At 67.1% G+C, this 498-nt stretch carries 1 pseudogene; it reads left to right on the top strand.

The features are described 5' to 3' along the window. Window positions 1–498, top strand: a pseudogene (locus VK92_RS38855) (DUF802 domain-containing protein); the annotation flags it as partial.

The following is a 498-nucleotide window of genomic DNA, read 5'->3' on the forward strand; positions in this document are numbered from 1 at the left end:
CGCGACCTGACCGCGCAGGCTTCGGCTTTCGAACAGCGCTCGAACGATCTGCTGTCGACGATTCGCGAGTCGCACACGGGCCTGCAGACGCAACTGGCCGCACGCGACGAGGAGCGCCTCACCGCATGGAACGAATCGTTGGCCGCGATGGCCGCGAAGCTGGGCGACGAATGGCAACGCGCAGGCGAGCACAGCGCGGGCCGTCAGCAGGAAATCTGCGACGCGCTGGCGCAAACGACGCGCGACCTGACCGCGCAGGCTTCGGCTTTCGAACAGCGCTCGAACGATCTGCTGTCGACGATTCGCGAGTCGCACACGGGCCTGCAGACGCAACTGGCGGCGCGCGACGAAGCACGCCTCACCGCGTGGAACGAATCGCTGGCCGCGATGGCCGCGAAGCTCGGTGACGAATGGCAACGCGCAGGCGTGCATAGCGCAGGCCGTCAGCAGGAAATCTGTGATGCACTCGCGCAAACGACGCGCGACCTGACCGCGCAG

Source organism: Burkholderia sp. LK4, assembly GCF_001043615.1.
Classification (GTDB): domain Bacteria; phylum Pseudomonadota; class Gammaproteobacteria; order Burkholderiales; family Burkholderiaceae; genus Burkholderia; species Burkholderia cepacia.